This window comes from Isoptericola haloaureus, assembly GCF_036689775.1.
GTDB classification, from domain to species: Bacteria; Actinomycetota; Actinomycetes; order Actinomycetales; family Cellulomonadaceae; genus Isoptericola; species Isoptericola haloaureus.
The window spans coordinates 57,473-77,552 of the sequence record NZ_JBAGLP010000110.1 but is presented as its reverse complement, the minus strand read 5'-3'; the positions used below and the strand labels follow the sequence as shown (position 1 = coordinate 77,552).

At 72.3% G+C, this 20,080-nt stretch carries 17 protein-coding genes; 6 read left to right on the top strand and 11 right to left on the bottom strand.

The features are described from left to right. Nucleotides 1–54: 54 nt before the first annotated feature. On the bottom strand, nucleotides 55–1,653 hold the full coding sequence (locus tag V5O49_RS04255) for a DUF2142 domain-containing protein (protein WP_332901137.1): 1,599 nt from the start codon (nucleotides 1,651–1,653) through the stop codon (nucleotides 55–57). An 81-nt stretch (nucleotides 1,654–1,734) separates the two neighbouring features. Here V5O49_RS04255 and V5O49_RS04250 point away from each other — a divergent pair, with 81 nt between their 5' ends. The 3 genes from V5O49_RS04250 (at nucleotide 1,735) to V5O49_RS04240 (ending at nucleotide 4,951) form a co-directional block, all read left to right on the top strand. Next, on the top strand, nucleotides 1,735–3,054 hold the full coding sequence (locus V5O49_RS04250) for a glycoside hydrolase family 27 protein (protein WP_332901136.1): 1,320 nt from the start codon (nucleotides 1,735–1,737) through the stop codon (nucleotides 3,052–3,054). Between the two features lie 86 nt (nucleotides 3,055–3,140). Then, nucleotides 3,141–3,551 carry a DUF3800 domain-containing protein gene (locus tag V5O49_RS04245; protein ID WP_332901135.1) on the top strand — a complete coding sequence of 137 codons (411 nt, stop codon included), beginning with the start codon at nucleotides 3,141–3,143 and terminating at the stop codon, nucleotides 3,549–3,551. Between the two features lie 224 nt (nucleotides 3,552–3,775). Continuing rightward, on the top strand, nucleotides 3,776–4,951 hold the full coding sequence (locus tag V5O49_RS04240; RefSeq protein ID WP_332901134.1) for a hypothetical protein: 1,176 nt from the start codon (nucleotides 3,776–3,778) through the stop codon (nucleotides 4,949–4,951). 29 nt (nucleotides 4,952–4,980) lie between these two features. Here V5O49_RS04240 and V5O49_RS04235 read toward each other — a convergent pair whose 3' ends face one another. Continuing rightward, entirely contained in the window at nucleotides 4,981–5,964 is a 984-nt protein-coding gene (locus V5O49_RS04235; RefSeq protein ID WP_332901133.1) for a GIY-YIG nuclease family protein, read from the bottom strand. A 128-nt stretch (nucleotides 5,965–6,092) separates the two neighbouring features. Here V5O49_RS04235 and rfbA point away from each other — a divergent pair, with 128 nt between their 5' ends. Next, entirely contained in the window at nucleotides 6,093–6,956 is an 864-nt protein-coding gene (gene rfbA / locus V5O49_RS04230) for a glucose-1-phosphate thymidylyltransferase RfbA (RefSeq protein WP_332901132.1), read from the top strand. A gap of 4 nt (nucleotides 6,957–6,960) precedes the next feature. Here rfbA and rfbD read toward each other — a convergent pair whose 3' ends face one another. Then, a complete protein-coding gene (gene rfbD, locus V5O49_RS04225) occupies nucleotides 6,961–7,824 on the bottom strand; it encodes a dTDP-4-dehydrorhamnose reductase (protein WP_332901131.1) in 864 nt (287 codons plus the stop codon). A 44-nt stretch (nucleotides 7,825–7,868) separates the two neighbouring features. On the opposite strand from rfbD, the gene V5O49_RS04220 reads away from it, so the two are divergent. Further along, a complete protein-coding gene (locus tag V5O49_RS04220) occupies nucleotides 7,869–8,486 on the top strand; it encodes a dTDP-4-dehydrorhamnose 3,5-epimerase family protein (RefSeq protein WP_332901130.1) in 618 nt (205 codons plus the stop codon). A gap of 4 nt (nucleotides 8,487–8,490) precedes the next feature. Here the strand turns inward: V5O49_RS04220 and rfbB are convergent, their stop codons facing one another. Further along, nucleotides 8,491–9,486: a dTDP-glucose 4,6-dehydratase gene (gene rfbB / locus V5O49_RS04215; RefSeq protein WP_332901129.1), complete on the bottom strand. Its 996-nt coding sequence runs from the start codon at nucleotides 9,484–9,486 to the stop codon at nucleotides 8,491–8,493. A gap of 444 nt (nucleotides 9,487–9,930) precedes the next feature. Then, nucleotides 9,931–11,385 (bottom strand): NCS2 family permease, encoded by a 1,455-nt coding sequence (locus V5O49_RS04210; RefSeq protein ID WP_278235355.1) that lies wholly within the window; start codon nucleotides 11,383–11,385, stop codon nucleotides 9,931–9,933. Nucleotides 11,386–11,519: 134 nt separating this feature from the next. Between V5O49_RS04210 and V5O49_RS04205 the strand changes: the two genes are divergently transcribed. Next, nucleotides 11,520–11,762: a DUF2530 domain-containing protein gene (locus tag V5O49_RS04205; RefSeq protein ID WP_332901128.1), complete on the top strand. Its 243-nt coding sequence runs from the start codon at nucleotides 11,520–11,522 to the stop codon at nucleotides 11,760–11,762. Here V5O49_RS04205 and V5O49_RS04200 read toward each other — a convergent pair whose 3' ends face one another. From V5O49_RS04200 to V5O49_RS04175, 6 genes are all read right to left on the bottom strand, one after another. Further along, entirely contained in the window at nucleotides 11,763–12,971 is a 1,209-nt protein-coding gene (locus V5O49_RS04200; protein ID WP_332901127.1) for a Fic family protein, read from the bottom strand. A 90-nt stretch (nucleotides 12,972–13,061) separates the two neighbouring features. Next, entirely contained in the window at nucleotides 13,062–16,190 is a 3,129-nt protein-coding gene (locus tag V5O49_RS04195; protein WP_332901126.1) for a sacsin N-terminal ATP-binding-like domain-containing protein, read from the bottom strand. Further along, complete coding sequence (locus tag V5O49_RS04190; RefSeq protein WP_332901125.1) at nucleotides 16,187–17,038, bottom strand: DUF3027 domain-containing protein; 852 nt, start codon at nucleotides 17,036–17,038, stop codon at nucleotides 16,187–16,189. Before V5O49_RS04190 ends, V5O49_RS04195 begins: the two co-directional genes overlap by 4 nt. A gap of 14 nt (nucleotides 17,039–17,052) precedes the next feature. Beyond that, on the bottom strand, nucleotides 17,053–17,436 hold the full coding sequence (locus V5O49_RS04185; RefSeq protein ID WP_278235360.1) for a cold-shock protein: 384 nt from the start codon (nucleotides 17,434–17,436) through the stop codon (nucleotides 17,053–17,055). Between the two features lie 206 nt (nucleotides 17,437–17,642). Continuing rightward, entirely contained in the window at nucleotides 17,643–18,323 is a 681-nt protein-coding gene (locus V5O49_RS04180; RefSeq protein WP_332901124.1) for a TetR/AcrR family transcriptional regulator, read from the bottom strand. A gap of 114 nt (nucleotides 18,324–18,437) precedes the next feature. Then, on the bottom strand, nucleotides 18,438–20,000 hold the full coding sequence (locus V5O49_RS04175) for an exopolysaccharide biosynthesis polyprenyl glycosylphosphotransferase (protein WP_332901123.1): 1,563 nt from the start codon (nucleotides 19,998–20,000) through the stop codon (nucleotides 18,438–18,440). Nucleotides 20,001–20,080 lie beyond the last annotated feature (80 nt).

Genomic DNA, 20,080 nt, shown 5'->3' with positions numbered 1-20,080 from the left:
CTCTCCGGTCCGACGACGGTGCTGCGCAGCGGCGTGTGGCCGCCCGGCGCGAGTCTAGCCACGCGCCGCGATCCGGGACCGGTGGGGCCACCGCCAGGCGGCGACCAGCCCGGAGACGAACCCGAGCGCCACGACCACCAGCACCGCGGTGATGACGGTGCCGCTCAGCGGGCTCCACGCGGCCCAGCGTTCCCACGCCAGCGCCGCCGACTCCCCCGGCCCGCGGTACATCGCGCCGAACGCCCACACGAGTCCGGCGACGCCGGCCGCCACGGCGAGGGTGGTGAACACCGGCACGACGACGGCGGCCCACCGTTCGCGCCGGAGGCACGCGTGCCACAGCGCGATCGCCAGCAGGGCCGCGAGCGCCGTCAGCCCGCCGAAGACGTAGCGGCCCTGCAGGGCGACGAGGACACCGGTGTCGGTCCAGCTCCGGGCCGCGTTGACGACCACGGCGGCGGCGAGACCGACGGGCAGCAGGGCGAGGGCGAGCGACCCGCGTCGGGCGCCGGGGAGTACGACGGCGGTCAGGACGGCGGTCAGGAGGATCGTCGAGCCGACCACGACGAAGGTGCCGGGCAGGCGGATCTCCAGCCAGGACAGGTTGCCGAAGAACGCCTGCGCGGTGCGCCCGACCGCCTCGGAGAGCACCTGGTCGGCCGGCACCTGCGTCATGCCGGAGTAGTCGCGCGGCAGCCCGACGGGCTGCACGGCGCCGTCGACGATCCAGTTGCGGGCCCACCACCAGCCCCCGACGACGAACGCGATCGCCAGGGCGACGAACCCGCGCCAGATCCGGGAGACCGCCGTCGGACCGGCGCGGGGTCTCGAGCGCGGCCCAGGAGCGAGCAGGTAGGCGGCGATCACGGTCGGGATCGCGAACGCGAGCATGACCTTGGTCAGCAGGCCCACCCCGAGCACGAGGCCGACGGCGGCCACCATCCGCCAGCGCAGGTCGCCGGTGACCACCCGGGCGGCCAGGTAGGTGACGCCGGCGCCGGTCAGCACCACGAGGGCGTCGTTGTTGGCGGCGCCCATGATGTGCCCGACCTGCGGGATCAGCAGCGGGAACGGGGCGGCGACCAGGGCGGCGGCGCGCGAGCCGGTCAGCCGGCGGGTGGTCGCGGCGGCGAGCGGCACCGTGGCGGCGAACAGGGCGACGTCGAGCAGCCGCAGGGTCAGCAGGGCGACGTCCCATCGCGCGTCGGCGGTGCCGGTGGCGTGCAGGACGGCGGCGCCGAGCGCGTAGTAGGCGGGCGGGTGCTGGGTCATCTGGTCGACGGTGGCGCTGGTGCCCGGCGCGGGCAGCGCGTTGTCGGGGCCGATGGCGACGCGCTCGGTGGCGGGGACGGGCGTGAGGTCGACGAACTGCGTCTCGTCAGGGCGGTGGCGCCAGCGGCCGGGCAGGTCGGCCGGGTAGGCGGCCTCGGCGACGGCCTGGTCGGTGACCGGGGCGAAGTGGGCGTCACCGGCGGCCGGCCAACCACCGCCGTAGGCGATCCGGACGACGCTGTTGAGGTGGTTCTGCTCGTCGGGCGACCGGAAGCCGGGGGTGAGCACCGCCCACGCCACGGACCACAGCGCGACGACGAGGGTCAGCAGGGCGAGGGTGCGGCGGTAGGCACGCTCGGCCGAGGGCGTGTCTCGCGTCACACGGTCATTGTGGCAGGTGACGGCGGCCCGGGGGTCGGTACGGTCGCCGGGACGACGCACGACGACGAGCGAGGGAACGCGATGCGAGGACAGCGGGCGCTCCGCCCCCCGATGGGCTGGAACTCCTGGGACTGCTACGGCACCACCGTCACCGAGGCGGAGGTGCTGGCCAACGCGCGGTTCCTGGCCGAGCACCTGCTGCCGCTGGGGTGGGACACGGTGGTCATCGACATCGACTGGTCCGACCCGACGGCCCGCTCCCACGGGTACAACGCGGACGCGCCGCTCGCGATGGACGACCACGGCCGCCTGCTGCCCGACCCGGGACGGTTCCCCAGTGCCACGGGCGGCCGCGGGTTCGCGCCGCTGGCCGAGCAGATCCACGCGCTGGGCCTGCGGTTCGGCATCCACACGATGCGCGGCATCCCGCGCCGGGCGGTGGACCGCGCGACGCCGGTCCTGGGCAGCGACGCCACCGCGGCCGACGTCGCGGATCCGGGCAACGCCTGCGAGTGGAACCCGGACATGGTCGGCCTGGACCACACCCACCCGGACGCGCAGGCCTACTACGACTCCACGCTCGCGCTGTACGCGGCGTGGGGCGTCGACTTCCTCAAGACCGACGACATGCTCTGGCCCTACCAGTCCGCGGACATCGAGGCCTACGCCCGCGCGATCGCACTCACCGGCCGGCCGATCGAGCTCAGCCTCTCCCCCGGCCGCGACCTGTCGACGACGCACGCCGACCACCTGCGCGAGCACGCCACGATGTGGCGCATCAGCGACGACCTGTGGGACCGGTGGGAGGACGTCGAGGCGAACTTCGCACGGCTGGCGCGGTGGGCACCGTTCTCGGGCGACGGCGGGTGGGCCGACGCCGACATGCTGCCGCTGGGGCGCATCGGCCTGCGCGCCGAACGCGGCGAGCCGCGCGACGACGCGCTGACGCCGGACGAGCGGGTCAGCCTGCTGACGCTGTGGGTGATCGCCCGCTCGCCGCTGATGATCGGCGGCGACCTGCCGTCGTCGGACCCGGCCACCGTGGAACTGTTCCGCCACCCCGACGTGCTGGCCGTGCACCGGGACGGACGGAACCAGCGCGAGGTGTTCCGCGAGGGTCCGCTGGTGATGTGGGCCGCCGACGGCCCGGACCGCACGGCGTACGCCGCGCTGTTCAACCTGGGCGACGAGCCGCTGACCCTCGCTCAGGACGTGGCGCGGATCGGGTTCGCCGCCCGGGGCGGCCACGAGGTCCGCGAGCTGTGGACCGGGACTACCGTGCCGCGCCGGGAGGTCACGGTGCAGAGCGACGCCGCCCGTGGCGTGGCGCCGGGCAGCGCGGCGCTGGACCTGGAGCTGGCCCCGCACGGGGCGGTGCTGCTCGCCGGGCTGGCGGCGTGACGAGGGGCACGTCGCCTACGTGTCGTGATGTCTCTCCCGCAGCTCGGCATCGACGATCGCCTCGAGCCCAGTTGGTCTTTCGCGGAATGGACGTCGAGGCGCAGCTCGAACGCTACGTCGACCCGCACCCTCCGCACGATGTCGTTCTCGGGCATCTCCTGGAGAGCATCAACGATGTCGCGCATGCCAACGATCAGAAGGCCGTCGTCGTTGCCGACGAGGTGCACGCTGCCGAACGCCACCGGACGAACTTCCGGCACTACCGCCGGTCAGGGACCCCCGGGTATCAGAGCAGCCGACTGCCGCAGGTGATCGATACGATCCACTTCGGCCCGTCGGAGCACAGCAGACTCCTCCAAGCAGTCGATCTCGCCACCTTCATCTACCGTCGCCGCTGCACGGTCCGCGAGACCAACGACAGAGCTCGCAAGACCCTCGACACGACGTGGCGTCACGTCGGCGGTGCCGTGAGCAGGAGTTGGATCTGGCGTCCTTGAGCCAGGATGCACGAAGACCCCGCACGATGGCGGGGTCTAAGGCGGTGCGGGAGGCTTTCAGCGTCCTGCACAAACCACGATACACAGGAACGGGCTCGCCGCACTACCTCGATGGCGGAAAGCCCTCGGCGGCACGTGGCGGACCCTGCTGCGGGCAGTTCTCGGCTCACGGAGCCGTGCACGACACCCCACTAGGGTTGAGGCCATCGACGAGGAGGTGGCCGATGCCCGCGAACACCGGCGATCCGCTGGTGCTCATCAGCGACGATCCTGCACGACTTCGTCGGACCGCGGTGTCGGAGGACGAGATCCAAGGACTCGTGTTCGCTCATCCTGAGGTCCTGCCTGTCGCAGAGCTCGACGACGACTTCGCACCGCTGCTGCCGATCGGACGTGAGATCGGCACGTCCGCCGGGCCGATCGACGCGCTGTTCGTGTCCCCGCACGGTGGCCTGACTCTGGTCGAGGCCAAGCTGTGGCGTAATCCCGAAGCCCGCCGCGAGGTCGTGGGACAGATCGTCGACTACGCGCGCACGGTAGCGACGTGGTCCTACGGCGACCTCGACGCCGCGTGCCGCCGGTCCTGCGGTCGCTCGCTGTGGGATCTCGCGCACGACGCCGGAGCGGACGACGAGCGCCGGTTCGTCGACGCGGTCTCCGCGAACCTCCGTGCCGGGCGGCTGCTGCTGCTCGTGGTCGGCGACGGCATCCGTGAGGACGTCGAGGCCATGGCCGCCTACCTGCAGGACACTCCCCAGCTGCACTACCGCCTCGGCCTGGTCGAGCTGGCGATCTACGAGGACCCCGAGCGTGGGGTTCGCGTCGCTGTGCCGTCCGTCGTGGCACGGACGCGAGAGGTCGTGCGTGCCGTGGTGCGTGTCGACGTCGCGCCGGAGGCCAAGGTGGACGTCTCGGTGGCGGTCCCGCAGGACGACTCCCCCGCGGCCCGCGGCCGCCTGAGTCGCGACGACGTGTTGACCGAGATGGCACGCTCCGTGCCGACAGCGACCCTCGACGCCGTGCGCAACATCCTGCAGCGGTACGACGACGATCCGCGCTTCGTGGTGCAGGACAGACTCAGCTCGAGCGTGGTCATCAAGGTCAGGAACCCGCGCGGTGGTAGCCCGTTCACCGCTCTCGTCATGGACACCGCCGGCACGGCGTATCCCGGCTGGCTGAACCAGCAGGCTGAGCGGGCGGGCATCCCGCCCGAGCAGCTCCTGGTCTTTCCTCGACGGCTCGCAGAGATCTTCGACGTGCCGATCAAGGACGGCTACGTCGACACCCTGGCGGAGCGCCTCCCGCTGGCGACCGTGGTCGAGCGATGGCCGGAGGTCGCCGCGGCGATCTCCGAGCTTGCGGAGGAGATCCGGCGCGACCCGACGGGTGTCCATCCGTGAGTTGAGCAACCCATCACGGACGCTAGCGCTCAGTCTTCGAGGACCTGGCGTACCAGTTCCGGCGAGTGCCCCTTGATCTGAACGGCACCCCGGCGCATCCGAGCAAGTGTCATGACACGTGCCGCGCGCAGCAGTTGGGTCTCGTCGAAGAACTCGGTCATCGATCGGTGGGTCTTGAAGTTGACGTCCTGGTAGTAGCCCAGTCCCTTGCCCGCGCCGGCATAGGCCGAGAGCTTGAAGCCGGTGACGAGCCAGTTCCATCGTTCACCCCAGCCGTTCAGCTCCGGTTCGGCCACAATGGCGTTCGCAAGAACACGTTCGCCTACTCGGGATCGGACCTCGAAGACGGACATGACGTCGAGCCCGTAGACATACACCCGAGCCAGTTCGCGCCCGAGGGTGTTGTTGCGCCTGGGTCTCGGTAGCGCCTCGACGCTCCAGAACCGACCGGCCGTTACCTGTGGGGCGATCACCGCCGACTGAACGAAGGTCGTCAGCAGTGCCTTGATCTCCGGCCAGTCATCCCGATCCAGCAGCCGTCGCAACTTCGCGGAGGTCCCATGAACCAGATCAGTGTCGGTGTCGCGCGCTTCGGCTGAGAGCACTTGACCTCCTCGCACCCAGGCATCCTGGTCCTCCGGAGGAACGACGTCATTCAGTGCGCACTCCTCAGCATTGGAGAGCGTCACCAACAACTTGTTGCGGAGTTTGCCCGCACCCTCGAAGTACCAAACCGTCTCCAGCTCTCGCTGGCTCAGGTCCTCACGCTTCTCTACCCGGAAGTCGAGGCCCACGATCTCCAGCGGATGCCAGTCCCTGACATGCCGCTTGTACCGCTGGACAACGTCGGTCGCCTGACCGACGTACGCGGTTCCGTCGGCGAAATGCAGGCGGTAGATCCCACACCTGCTCTTCGAGCCCAGCGCTTCCTCCAGGCTACGACCCGATGAGGCCTCCCACCTCACGCCAAAATGCCCTGGCGACCGCCGGACCATCGAACGCTCCCTCTTCATCGGGCCACAGAACGTCACGCAACCGAGATGACGCTACCAAGCCATTTCGGGCGGAATCTCGCGAGGAGCGGGCGAAATTTGGCGACGAACCTGATCATCGCGCGATCCCGCGTGACACGATCGGCATCATGCGCGGCATCATCCTGGCCGGCGGATCCGGCACCCGGCTGCACCCGATAACCCTCGGGGTGAGCAAGCAGCTCGTGCCCGTCTACGACAAGCCGATGATCTACTACCCGCTGTCGACGCTGCTGCTGGCGGGCATCCGAGACGTCCTGGTCATCACCACGCCCCACGACGCCGAGCAGTTCCGTCGTCTGCTGGGTGACGGGTCGCAGTTCGGCATCTCGATCGAGTACGCGGTCCAGGAGGTGCCCAACGGGCTCGCCCAGGCGTTCGTGCTCGGCGAGGAGTTCTTGCAGGGTGGTCCGGCGGCCCTCGTCCTGGGCGACAACATCTTCTACGGGCAGGGTCTCGGCGACCAGCTCCAGCAGTTCACCGACGTCGACGGCGGGTCGATCTTCGCCTACCGCGTGGCCGACCCGACGGCGTACGGCGTCATCGAGTTCGACGACGACGGTCTGGCACGGTCGATCGAGGAGAAGCCGGAACGGCCCCGCTCGAACTACGCCGTCCCGGGTCTGTACTTCTACGACCGCGACGTCACCGAGATCGCCAAGGGTCTCGACCCGTCGGCGCGCGGAGAGTACGAGATTACCGACATCAACCGGCACTACCTCGACCAGCGACGTCTGCACGTGGAGGTACTCCCCCGCGGCACGGCCTGGCTCGACACCGGGACGTTCGACTCCCTCATCGACGCCAGCGACTTCGTGCGCACGGTCGAGCAACGCCAGGGCCTGAAGATCGGTTCGCCGGAGGAGGTGGCCTGGCGTCGCGGCTTCCTCTCGGACGACGAGTTGCGGGTCCGTGCGGAAAAGCTGACCAAGTCCGGCTACGGCAGCTACCTGCTCGGCCTGCTGGACGACTGAGGAGTCACGCCAGGACCGACGGCGCGGCGACGTCCCAGCGCTCGGCCCAGTCCCCGATCGGCTCGACGCCGGCACGACGGAGAGCGTCGTGACCCAGCACGGAGTACCGAGGGCGCGGTGCCGGACGCGGGAAGGCCTCGGTGGGCACCGGGTCGACCGGCACGGAAGATCCCGCCGAGGCCAGCACGCGCCGGGCGAACCCGTGCCACGACGTCGTCCCCGACGCAGTCCCGTGGTAGGTGCCAACCGGCGCACGGGCGTCGACGAGCCGCAGGATCAGGTCGGCCAGGTCACGGGTCCACGTCGGCTGGCCCACTTGGTCGTCGACGACGGCGAGCCGGTCACGCTCGGCCGCCAAGCGCACCATCGTGCGCGGGAAGCACCGGCCGTGCGCTCCGTAGAGCCAGGCGGTCCGCACGATGAGGTGGTCGAACGCCTCGTCGCGCACGGCGCGCTCACCGGCGGCCTTGGACCGCCCGTAGACGGACTCGGGAGCGGTCGCCGCGGACTCCGGGTACGGCGTGGTGGCCTGGCCGTCGAACACGTAGTCGGTGGAGAGATGGATCAGGCGGGCACCCGCCAGTCGCGCACCCCGGGCGACGTTCGCGGCGCCGAGCGCGTTGACCGCCATCGCTTCGGGCTCGTGAGTCTCGGCACCGTCGACGTCGGTCCAGGCGGCGGCGTTGACCACGACGTCGGCGCCGGCCAGCGCGCGTCGGGTCGCATCCGCGGCAGTCACGTCCACGTCGTCGTGCGTGAGCGCCGCCACCGGCGTGCCGGCGGCGGTGAGCAGGTCGACGAGGTCGTGGCCGAGCATTCCGCCCGCCCCCACGACGGTCCACCGTTGGGCCGGGTCGACGGAAGCCATGAGTAGCATCCTAGAGGCGGGCAGTCGACATCGGGAGGTCGTTCGTGCAGTTCCGAGAGCTGGTCGTGGCCGGCGCCTACGAGATCACGCCGCAGCAGCACGGCGACGCGCGTGGCGTGTTCCTGGAGTGGTTCAAGGCCTCGGTGTTCGCCGACCACCTGGGGCACGACCTGGACCTCCAGCAGGCCAACTGCTCGGTCTCCGCGGCCGGCGTGCTGCGAGGCATCCACTTCACCGACGTGCCGCCCGGGCAGGCCAAGTACGTGACCTGCCCGCGAGGGGCGGTGCTCGACGTCGTCGTCGACATCCGCATGGGTTCGCCGACGTTCGGACGCTGGGACACGGTGCTGCTCGACGACGCCGAGAGGCGCGCCGTCTACGTCGGCGAGGGCCTGGGCCACGCCTTCCTGTCGTTGGAGGACGGCTCCACGGTGATGTACCTGTGCTCCACGGGATACAACCCGACGGCGGAGCACGGCGTGCACCCGCTCGACCCGGCGATCGGGATCGAGTGGCCGACGACCGCGCGCGACGGGGCGCCGCTGGCACCGCAGCTCTCCGAGAAGGACGCGGCGGCTCCCACGCTCGCCGAGGCGCAGGAGCAGGGGCTGCTGCCGAGCGTCAATGATGTCGAGGGCTACCTGGCGTCACTGCGCCGCTGAACCCCTACTGACCCGTGGCGGCGTATTTCGCCTCGACGGCAGCCTTCCGCGGGCGCCACCATGCCTCGTGCTCGCGGTACCAGTCGACGGTGGCCTGCAGACCGCTGCGGAAGTCGGTGAAGCGAGGCTGCCACCCGAGCTCCTGGCGGAGCCTCGTGGCGTCGATGGCGTAGCGCAGATCGTGGCCCGGCCGGTCGGTGACGTGGTCGAAGTCGTCGGCGTCGCGGCCGAAGACCTCCAGGAGGGTCCGCACCACCTCGAGGTTGTTCTTCTCGCCGTCGGCGCCGATGAGGTAGGTCTCGCCGATGCGGCCGTGGTCGATAATCGTCCAGACCGCGCTGTTGTGATCCTCGACGTGGATCCAGTCACGGACGTTCAGCCCGGCGCCATAGAGCTTGGGGCGCACCCCGTCGATGAGGTTGGTGATCTGCCGGGGGATGAACTTCTCGACGTGCTGATAGGGCCCGTAGTTGTTCGAGCAGTTCGAGATCGTGGCCCGGACACCGAACGACCGGACCCAGGCCCGGACCAGCAGGTCGGAACCTGCCTTGGTCGCTGAGTAGGGGCTCGACGGGTTGTAGGGCGTCTCCGGCGTGAACTTCGCCGGGTCGTCGAGCTCCAGGTCGCCGTAGACCTCATCGGTCGAGACGTGGTGGAACCTGACCCCGTGCCGACGGACCGCTTCGAGCAGGGTGAAGGTGCCCACCAGGTTCGTTGCGACGAACGGCGACGGGTCGTCCAGGGAGTTGTCGTTGTGCGACTCGGCCGCGAAGTGGACGACGACGTCCGACTCGGCGACCAGGCGGTCGACGAGGTCGCTGTCGGTGATCGAGCCGCGCACAAGGGTGATCTGGTGGTCAACGGGGGCCAAGCTCTTGAGGTCGCCGGCGTAGGTGAGGGCATCCAGCACGGTGACCTGAGCCTCGGGGCGCTCTCGGATGGTCTGGTGGGTGAAGTTGGCGCCGATGAAGCCGGCGCCACCGGTGATGAGAACCCGCATAGAACTGGCTCCTGCCTGCCGTCGTGCGGTCAGGGTAGCGCTCCACCAACCGGACAGCCGGCACCTCTTCGGTGCCGGCCGTGCGACATCCGCGAAGATTCCCGGGAACCATGCACTCCAGGATCCACACGCTGAGTGCCCCGGTCCCCTCGCCGCAATCCGCCGTCGTCCGCGCCGTCGGCCGACGGCGCGGATCTCTACATGGAGATCTTCACGGGGCAGCAGACGGCACGTGAGTTGGTCTCGAGACTGCCGCAGCGCGCACGCATCGGCACCCACCGCCAGGAGCTTCGGCACTTCCACTGGGCAGAGGCCCGAGCCGGCGTCACCAGCGAGAACCGAGAGACGCTGCTCGGCCAGGCGTGGCTCGTGATCAACCCCGTCGTCAAGACCGGAGGGAACCGTCCGGGAAACCACCTCGACCGGATCTTGGTCAGGGGTGGGTCAGCCGATGGCGGCCTGCAACGGTTCGAGCAGGAAGTACACGACGAACAGCAACGAGGACACCCACATCAGCGGGTGGATCTGGCGGATCTTGCCCAGCGCCAGCTTGATCACCACGAACGCGATGAAGCCCGCGCCGATGCCGTCCGCGATCGAGTACGTGAACGGCATGATGATCATCGTCAGGAACGCCGGGATGGCGATCTCCATGTTGCGCCAGTTGATGCCCGCCACCTGCGCCATCATGAGGAACCCGACCAGCACCAGCGCCGGCGCGGCCGCCTCGTAGGGCACCAGCGCCACCAGCGGGGACAGGAACGTCGCGAGCAGGAAGGCCACGCCGGTGACCACCGAGGCGAACCCGGTCTTGGCACCCTCACCGACACCCGTCGTCGACTCGACGTAGGCCGTGTTCGAGGACACCGAGCCTGCGCCGCCGGCGATCGCGCCGAACGAGTCGACGACCAGGATCGCGCGGGTGCGCGGCGGGTTGCCCTTCTCGTCGAGCAGCTTCGCCTCGGCGCCGACGGCGACCATCGTGCCCATCGTGTCGAAGAAGTCCGCGAGCAGCAGCGAGAAGATCAGCAGCAGCACCGAGACCACGGCGATGTTCTCGAACGAGCCCAGCAGCGAGAACTGGCCGAGCAGGCCGAAGTCCGGCACCTCGACGACGCCGGAGAACGTCGGGGCGTTCAGGTTGAAGCCCGTGGGGTTCGAGCCGTCCGGCGCCTTCGCGCCGATGTTCAGCGTGTTCTCCAGGACGACGGCCAGCGCGGTCGCCGTGAGGATCGCGATGAGCAGCGCACCGCGGATGCGGCGGACCCACAGCACGATGGTCAGGATCAGCCCGACCACGAACACGAGCATCGGCCAGGTGGCCAGGTTGCCCAGCGCCACGATCGTGCCGTCGCCCGGCACGACGAACCCGGCGTTGACCAGGCCGATCAACGCGATGAACAGGCCGATGCCGACGCTGATCGCCGTCTTCAGCTCGACGGGGACCGCGTTGAACACGGCCTCCCGGAACCCGGTCAGCACCAGCACGAGGATGATCAGGCCCTCGATGACCACCAGACCCATGGCGTCCGCCCAGGTCATGTCAGGCAGGCCCGCGATCGAGTAGGCGACCACCGCGTTGAGCCCCAGCCCCGCGGCCAGACCGATCGGGAAGTTGGCGAACACGCCCATCGCGATCGTGACGATGCCGGCGATCAGCGCCGTCGCCGCCGCCACCATGCCGAGGTTCGGGGCGTCACCGCCGCCGAGGAACTCCCCGGTGCCGTCCGGGACCGTGCCGATGATCAGCGGGTTCAGCACGATGATGTAGCTCATCGCGAAGAACGTGACCAGGCCACCGCGGATCTCGGCGCCGACGGTCGACCCCCGCTGGGTGATCTGGAAGAAGCGGTCGATCGCGCTGAGCCCCTCCGAGGGCGCGCTGGTCTGGTTCGCCATGGGCAACCATGGTGCCAGAGGTGTGACCGCTCACGGCAGACCTTCAGGACAGATCGGACGTGACACGGACCTCTTCCGGCCCGGTACCGCCGCGTCCCGGGGCCGGCGCGTGGCCCGCGACGTACGATCGGCCCGTGCCCTCCGTGATGACGCTGCTGCTCCACCCCGAGCGCCGCCGTCCCACGCCCGCGCCGCCGGCGACCGACCTGGTACGCGTGGTGCTCGTCGGCGTCGCCGTCTGGACCGTCGCGCTGGTCGTCGTGGGCGTCCTCGCGGCCACCGGCGTCGTGCCCGTCGGGGCCGTCGCCATCTGCGGCGCCGGCATCCTGCTCGGGCTGCTCGGCCTGCCCTGGGCGCGCCGCCACCGCGGCGACTGATCAGCTGCGCCGTCCAGCCCTTCGCGTGAACTCGTCCATCGCAGCGAGAACCTCCGGTGCCTGCCAGTACTGCCATCGCTTGGCCGCGGTCGCGGGGGTCAGGACACCGTCACGCACGAGGACGTCGATGGTGTTGCGTGCGCCACGATCGGACAGGCTGAGCAGGCCCGCGACATGCTCGGCAGTGACCACGGGTTGGCTGAACAACGCATCCGAGAGCGGCCAGGCGGAGGAGTTCGATCGTGCCGTGATCTGCTCCCGCCAGCGGGTGCGGATGTCGCCGATGGAGGTGGCGAGGGCACGCCCGTCGGCGGTGGCGCTCATCGATGCCTCGGCGACGTCGGCCACGATCCGGTCGACGTCACCCTCCCGATAGGCGGTGAGCGCGCGGAAATAGCGCTCCGGATCACACAGGAGCCCCGACGACACCGGAACCGTGGTGCCGCGCAGGACGTCCCGCTGTCGCAGCACGGACAGGAGCAGGACGCGCCCCGTACGACCGTTGCCGTCGGTGAACGGGTGGATCGTCTCGAACTGGGCGTGCGCGATGGCCGCGTGCGCGAGCGCCGGGACGTCCGTCCGCCGAGTGAACTCCACGAGGTCGTCGATGGCCGCCGGGACCCGCTCATGGTGCGGCGGGATGAAGTCTGCACCGTGTGGATACGCGGCGTGCGACCCGATCCAGACCTGTTCGTCACGCCACGCCCCGGCGACGTCGGGTTCGGACTCGACCATCAGCGCGCGATGCACGGCAAGGATCGACTCCGCGCTCACCGGGTCGGCCGCTGCACTCGCAGCCACTGCCATCGCACGCACGTTGGCCGCGACCAGCTCCGCGTTCTGCTTCGCGTCGATCCCGATGCTGGCCATGGCGAGGTTGCGCGCGTTCGTCGTCAGATGCTCGATCTGTGAGGACGACGCCGACTCGCTGCGCATCAGGACTGCCGGCATCGGCACCGGGAGCGACGACATCTGCTCGTCGAATCGGGTGACGTCCTGCGTCGCCTCCTCGACGACCGCCATCGTCTCGGGAGCCAGCCTGACCTGCGCGTCGGCGATCTCCGGAACGACCGCCGCCCGGTAGGGACGGTCGATCCGCAAGCGCTCGAAGACCGACAGGTGCCCCGGATCGATGGTCGACACCCAGTCGCGATGCTCGTACCCGAGCGCGGGCCAGTCTCCGGGACGCTCCGCATCGGAGATGCCCACCGTTGCCTCACTTCATCGACGCGGCATATTACTGAACTTCAGTCGAGTTTACTTCAACAAGGTGCTCGCGCGCTGAAGTGATGCGGCGGATCAACCCCAGGCGGTCGTCGCCCAGAGCGCCACCGCACGCTCCGGCTCGCGCAGCACCGCGGTGAGCAGCGCCACCCGGTCCGGCCGGCCCAGCACGTCCGCCAGCCCCGCGGCCAGCCCGGCCTCCGACGTCGCGTGCACGCGCGCCTGGGCGTCCACCCACCACGGCACCGGCCCGCCGGCCACGGACAGCCGCTCGTGGTGGAACCACACCGACGGCATCCGGTGGTCCAGCGCGGTCACCCGCGGGTCCAGCTCGCGCTCGGTGCCCAGCGAGTCCGGCGACGGCAGGCCGTCCTGCCCGGCCAGCGGCAGGTCGAGCAGCTCGGCCAGCCCCTCGGCCTCCGCCTCCGGAGAGGGGACCACGGCACCGAGCGCCGCCCAGCGGGCCGTCCCGGCCACCACGACGTCCTCGGCGCGGTGCACGACGACGTCGCTCGCGTCCAGCACCGGCAACCGGTCCGGCAGGGGGTCCAGGGCCGTCGACCGGTCGTCGGCGTCCAGGCGCGCGGCCAGGCTCGCCAGTCCCCGCCACACCACCAGCGCGTCGCGCAGCGGCAGGGTCGAGCCGGCGGCCGGCAGCCGCTCGAGCGCGGCAGGCCAGTCCGTCGCGTCCAGGTCGCCGAGCGCGTCGGCACCGCCCAGCGCGCGCCGCACCGCGACGTCGAGCCCCGCCACCGCCCGCGGCTCGGCGGGCAGCAGCGGGACGCCCTCGTGCAGGGCGAAGGGCGCGCCGAAGCGTTCGCGCAGCCACCAGGCCGAGTACGACGGCGCCGAGACCCGGCCGCGCCGTACCGGCGTCAGCAGAGCGCGGCGCGTGTCCGGCTCGCCGGCCAGACGGGCCAGCACCCGCGGCCAGGCGTCGTCCGCGACGGCGTCCAGGTCCGCCACGGCCACCAGGTCACCGACCGCGACGCCGGGTCCGAACCGCGCCCCGAGCAGGCGCAGGTAGTCCGACCACCCGCCGAGCCAGCCCGCGGCGTCGTCCGGGCCGCCGTCGTCGTCCTCCTCGTCCGCCTCCGGGGTGACGACGTCCGGCACGATGTACACGTCCGGGTCGGTGCGCGCCCCCGCCGCCGTCAGCACCGGCGCGCCGTAGCGGGCCACGTACTCGGCACTGACCGGGGCCAGGCCGTCCAGCACCTCCGCCGCCCACGTGCCGGGCAGCGTCGCCTCGCGCAGCGACACCAGGTCGCCGTCCGCCGTCGGCACGGGCAGCTCACCCGCCCAGAACGGGGCGTCCGCTCCCCCGGTGAGCCGCACCAGGGCCAGCGCCGAGGCGACGATCTCCCGGGCGCCGTCGTCCTCGTCGCCGTCCAGGACCGTCTCGGCGGCGTCCAGGGCGGCGCGGCGGACCTCCGGGTCCTGCAGCATCCGGTAGGCGTCCGTGGCCACGGCCCCGGCACGGACGAGCAGCGGGTGCGCGACGTCCGGGTGCACCACCCGCAGCCCCAGCACGCGGGCCGTGGCCGCCAGGGACGCCTCGTCGCCGTCGTCCACCGACCCCTCGGGCAGCACGACGGCGCTGCGCACCCCGGCCACCCGGCCGTCGGCCAGCGGGACGCGAGCACCGGCCAGCGACTCCAGCACCCCCGGCTCGTTCGCGTACGGCGCCAGGGCGTCCAGCAGGGCGTGCCAGCGCTCGGCCGGCAACCCGCCGGGCAGGTCGTCGACCAGGTCCGCCAGCGACGCGACCGTCGCCCCCAGGCTGCGCACGGTGGCCTGGTGGCGGGCCGGGACGAGCACCAGACCCGGCAGCACCGGGGCGAGCGCCGCGACGAGGTCGGCGTCGCCGCCCGGGTCGCCCGCGACGACGAGCGCGTCCTGCGGCGTCTCGAGCGCGGGGCGGCCACCGTGGCCCGGGTGGTCGCCGTCCTCGCCGCCGGGCGCCGCCAGCAGCGGCGTGCGGGTCAGCGCCGAGGTGGCGGCCTCGCGGACCGCGGCGTCCAGGTCGGAGCCGGGCAGGCCCGTCGGCACCAGGTCCAGGGGGTCCGGCACGGCGGTCGGGTCGGCGGCCCGCGCGCGGTCCGCGGCCAGGGTGCCGAGGAGCTCGGCGTAGGCGACGCCCGCCTCGGCCGCCAGGTGGTCGGTGGCCGCCCCGGGCAGCACCCGGCGGCGGCCGGCGTCCACCGGGAACGTCGCGAGCAGCACGGCGGGCAGGTCGACGACGACGTCGGTGGGCGTCGGGGCGTGCAGCACCCGGCGCCGAGCGGCGGGCCCACCCGGGGTGCCGCCGTCGTCCGAGGTGCCGCTGCCCGGGATGCCGCCGTCCGGCACCGTCCAGACCAGCGACCAGTCCGTCCGGCGGTGCTCGCGCGGCAGCTCGGCGACGTCCGCCTCGGTGAACCGCCCGCTGCGGTGCACCTGCGGGGCGGCCTTCTGGGCCGAGCCGTCCCAGGTGGCCTGGCGCGGCACGCCGGCGTCCGTGGTCACCACGACGTGCAGGGTGGCGATCCCGGGGAACGCGAGCAGCAGCACGTCGTCGATCGCGTCGAGCTGGTCGCGCACCGCCTCCGCAGCAGCGGCGTCGCGCAGCCGCACCTCCACGACGGTGTCGAACGCGGCGTCGGCGTCCAGTCCCGGCGCCGGGAAGGGCAGGCGGAGCACCGGCAGGTCGTCACCGCGGCCCGCGACGTCGGCCGCCAGCCGCTGCGCCGCCGCGCCGGCAGCGCCCTCGCTGGTCAGCGACGCGAGCGCCGCGCGGGTCTCGTCCAGGGCGAAGCGCACGCCGCCGTCGCGCGAGGCGACCGAGACGTCGTCGGACACCGCCCGCACCGCCGCGAAACCGACGCCGAAACGACCCACCTGCCCGGCCGCGTCGTCCTTCGCGGAGGCGCGCAGCGACGCCAGCGAGGCGACCCCGTCGGCGTCGAGGGCGTGACCGGTGTTCGCCACGCGCAGCACGCGGCGCTCGGGGTCGAGGACGACCTCGACCCGGCCGGCGGCACCCGCGCGGGCCGCGGCGTCGGCGGCGTTCTGCAGGAGCTCGACCACGACGCGGTCGCGGTAGTGCCCGCGCGCGTGGTCCTCCTCCGAGTTCGCGTCCTCACGGAAGCGTGTGGCGGACCCGAGCCACGCCTCCGTGACCGCGTGCCGCAGCGCGGCGGTCCCGAAGACGTCGGTCGTCACGCGCTCTCGTCACCTTCCGGCTCGTCGGACGGGGCTGCCGGCTGCTCCGGCTCCCGGGGGCCCAGGTCCACCTGCTCGACCGTGGACTCGTCGATGATCGGGTCCGGGTCCGGCCACTCGCTGCGGCGGCGGCTCACGTCCGTCTCGGAGTGCGCCCCGCAGCCGTGGTCGAGGGAGACCACCTTGCCGTCGTCGGGCGACCACGCGTTCGCGCACACGCCGAACAGCTGGCCCAGCGGGCCCTGCAGCGGCACGAGGAAGCCGCAGGTCGTGCACTCGGCGTCCGAGGCGACCGCGCCCCGCGACGTCGGTCCCTGCGACCCGCGGTACCAGCGCTCGGCGGCCTCGTCGCGACCCTGCGGGGACAGCACCCGCTGGCGGGCCAGCGCCAGCTCGTCGATGGCGATCTCGTCCTGCTCCTCGTCGCCCGTCGGCGTCCAGCCGGGCTCGAGGCGCGGGTCGTCCGCGCGGAAGGGCAGCGTGTCGCCCGGGCGGACGTCCCCCGGACGCAGCCGCTCCGACCACGGCACCCAGGCCGGGGCCAGGATCGCCTCGTCGCCCGGCAACAGCTCGACCTCGCAGACCGTGGCCGTGCGGCCGCGCGGCACGCGTGCCACCGTCACGGTCCAGTGCCAGCCGTGGTAGCCGCGCATCTCGGCCGCGAACCGGTGCGACATCAGGCGCTCGCCCTCGGCGACGGTCCCGAGGTGCTCGCCGACGTCGTCCGGGCCGGACGCGACCTCCAGCGCCGCCGCGCGCGCCAGCTCGGCGGCGCCGAGCAGGACGGCGTCGTTGCGGGCGCGCGAGCTCACGCGGCGTGCCTTCGCGGGCGCCTCGGCGGATGCCATGATTCGTCTCGCTCTCAGGAATCGAGGTTGTCGGCGACGGCGCGCAGCATGGTGGCGACGCGCTTGCCCGCCTCGCCCTCGGGGTACTTGCCACGCTTGAGCTGGTCGCCCGTGCGGTCGAGCACGCGGATGAGGTCCTCGACGATGCCGGCCATCTCCGACGGCGGCTTGCGCTTCGCCTTCGCCACCGACGGCTGGGGGTCGACGACCCGCACGGCGAGCGCCGACGGGCCACGGCGCCCGTCCGCGACGCCGAACTCCACGCGGGTGCCCGGCTTCGGGTTCGGCACGTCGGCCGGCAGCGCGGAGGCGTGCAGGAACACTTCGCCGCCGTCGGCGTGGGCGATGAAACCGAAACCGCGATCCGCGTCGTACCACTTGACCTTGCCGGTGGGCACCTGAACCTCTTCGTGCTCGTCGTTGCTCTGGTCCCGGCGGGTGCCGGGCAGTGTCCCAGGGTACCGGGGCGGGGGCGGACGCGTCGCATCCGGCCACGGCTGTCCGCCCGGCGTCGAGATCGACGCACCCGGTGCGAGATCGACGTACGGTGCGTCGATCTCGGACGGGTGGGTCGATCTCGCGCAGCGGGGACGACGACGGAACGTCAGGCGGGCACGATGCCGGCGTCGGCGCCGAGCCGGGCGGCGACGGCGTCGAACCAGTCCGCCGGGTCGGACACCGCGTTGTGCAGGTGGCCGAACAGCTCGAAGGAGATGGAGCCGAACAACCCCGACCAGGCCATGAGCGTGCGGGCCACGACCTCCGGGGCCGGTGCGGGGAAGCCGCGCTGCACGACGGCGGCACGCGCCGGCGCGACGACGGCGGCGACGTCGGACGCCGGCGGCCCCGGGTCCCCGCCCGCCTCCGCGGCGATGCCGGCCAGCACGAGGACCACCCGGATCGCGGGCTCCACGGTGTCCTGCGGGGCCGCGTACCCGGGCACGGGGGTGCCGTAGAGCAGGGCGAACTCCCCCGGGTGCTCGACGCACCAGGTGCGCGCCGCACGGCAGGCGGCCAGCCAGCGGGCCGCGTGGTCGGTGCGGGGCGCGTCGTTCTCCGCCTGCTCGACGGCGGCACCGAGCTCGTCGTAGCACTCCACCAGCAGCGCGGTGAGCAGGGCGTCGCGGGACTCGACGTACCGGTACACCGCCGAGGACACCATCCCCACGTCGCGGGCGACGGCGCGCAGGGACAGCGCGGCGGGTCCCTCGGCGCCGAGGCGGTCCCGGGCCGCGGCGTGGATCCGCCGGGTGATCTCGGTGCGGGCGATCTCGCGGGCGGACATGTCGGACACCCTGCCACGGCGGAGCAGCGTTCGCGAAGCAGAGCACCGCTCCGGAACGTGCGGCAGGGCTCGCGGCAGGGTTCACGACGGTGCCCGCGACGCAGCGCGCGACGATCAGTACGCGCCCCGGCCCGAGAGCACCGCCCGCACCGTGCGCGCGAGGACCAGCAGGTCGTCCAGCGGGGTCCAGTTCTCCGCGTAGAAGATGTCCAGCCGCACCGCCTCGTCCCACGGCAGGTCGCACCGCCCGCTGACCTGCCAGAGCCCGGTCATGCCCGGCTTGACCAGGAGCCGGCGACGGACGTGCGCCTCGTACTTCGCCGCCTCGTGCGGCAGCGGTGGCCGGGGGCCGACCAGGGACATCTGGCCCCGCAGCACGTTGAACAGCTGGGGCAGCTCGTCGAGCGAGTACCGGCGCAGCACGCGACCCGTCCGGGTGACCCGCGGGTCGTCGCGCCGCTTGAAGAGCAGACCGTCGGCGTCGTTGCGACCCTGCAGGTAGTCCTCGGCATCGGCCCCCACCCGCATGGTGCGGAACTTCAGCATCCGGAACATCGTGCCGTCGCGCCCCACCCGCTCCTGCGGGTACAGGATCGGACCCTTGCTCGTGGCCGCGACGACGACCGCGACCACCACGAGCACCGGGAGGGCCAGCAGGATCAGCAGGATCGCGCCGACCCGGTCGATGAGCGACTTCGCGACGTACTTCGGGCCGGCGAACTGCGGAGCGGTCACGTGCAACAAGGACACGGACTGCTCGGGGACCACCGTGATCCGGGGCCGGGTGACGCCCTCCAGCGCGGCGGTGAGCATCAGGCCCACGCCCAGCGGCTCCAGCTCCCACCCCAGACGGTGCACGTCGTCGGCGTCGACAGCCTCGGAGCCGCACACCACGACCGCCCGCGCAGCGGTGCCGGTGGCCACCGCCGCCACGTCGGACAGCCCGCCGAGCACGGGGACGCCGGCCACCTCGGGTGGCGAGGAGGCCCCCTCTCCCGGCCCGTCGGCCGCGGGACGGGGCCCGTCGACATCGCCGTACGACCCCGCGGCCGCGCCGTCCGGCACGCAGGCGGCCACGACCCGGTACCCGGACGGCCGGTCGTGCAGATCGTCGACGAGCCGCTCGACCTGTCGGCGGGATCCCACGGCCACGACCTCCGTCGTGCACGCGCCGCGAGCGCGGGCACGCACGAGGCGCGCCCGCCACGCCGACCGTCCGGCGATCAGCAGCGCCAGCCCGAGGGGGAACGCGGTGAGGGCGAAGGCCTGGACACCGGGAGCGGGGACCAGGAGTGCCAGCACCGCGGCCGCGACGAACGTCCGCAGGGCGGCATCGGCGATGCGGTGGAGCTCCTGTCCCCCCTCGCCGAGCACGCGAGGGTCGTAGCCGCCGCTCAACGCGATCGCGACGGGCCACCCGACGACGGCCACGGCCACCAGCGCGAGCAGCACGGCCGTCGCGGCACCGGAGGGCGGCGCGGCGACCACGGCGTCCCGCACCACCAGCGCCACGACACAGGCGGCGGACACCAGCAGCACGTCCGTGGCCATCAGTCGGTGCCGGTAGCCGGTCTGCCAGACCTCGACCCGAGCGCGGGCGCGCCACGACGGCCCCCTGCTGCGCCACACCCACGCCCAGGTGCGGGGCAGTCTCTTCTGCGACTCCGCGATCGTCATCGTCTCGCTCCCGACATCCGCTGGTCCTTCCTGATGCTAGGAGGCGCACCCCACGGGTTTCTGCGGTTCGTCACGCCTTT